This is a genomic window from Pseudomonas sp. NCIMB 10586 (assembly GCF_023127895.1).
In the GTDB taxonomy this organism is placed as follows: domain Bacteria; phylum Pseudomonadota; class Gammaproteobacteria; order Pseudomonadales; family Pseudomonadaceae; genus Aquipseudomonas; species Aquipseudomonas synxantha_A.
The window spans coordinates 998-1,596 of sequence record NZ_SPKQ01000048.1 but is presented as its reverse complement, the minus strand read 5'-3'; the positions used below and the strand labels follow the sequence as shown (position 1 = coordinate 1,596).

Genomic DNA, 599 nt, shown 5'->3' with positions numbered 1-599 from the left:
GCCATGCGCTGGCGCACAGGCTTTGTGTGTCGGGCGATTCGGTGGTGTGGACTGATCATGAGAACCGCCGTACGCAGTTTCCCTTGCCCACCGATTCTCGGCCAGCGATCACCAATAGCCTGGCCGAAGCGGCGATCTATTTAGGCTCGGCTCCTGATGAGCTGGTGCTGGCCCAGGCGTCGCGGTTCTATCACTTTCGCGACGGTGTACTGACTGCGATCAGCGATGCGTATGACAACCGCCTGCGCATTTGCCGTGATCCTTCCGGGCGGATCGAGCGGCTGGATAACGGTGCTGGTCGCTCGCTGCTGCTGCGTTATGAGCTGGATCGCATCGTGGCGGTGGACTACCAGGTGCATCGCGCCAAAGGGCGTGAGCCCTACGTCTGGGAAACCGAGCAGAACGTTGTTTCCTACGCCTATGACGAAGACGGACGACTGGTTTGCGCGACCAATGCTGTCGGGGAAAGCGAGCGTTATCGATACGACGATCAGCACGTCATTGTTGAGCGGCAGTTGGCCGGTGGGGCGAGTTTCTTTTGGGCGTGGGAGCGTTCCGGCAAGGCGGCACGTTGCGTCCGGCACTGGGCGAGCTTTTCC

General features: G+C 60.9%; 1 protein-coding gene. It reads left to right on the top strand.

Annotated features, from left to right (window positions below):
• On the top strand, positions 1-599 hold a 599-nt coding region (locus tag E4P01_RS23410), incomplete at both ends, for an RHS repeat domain-containing protein (protein ID WP_248130143.1).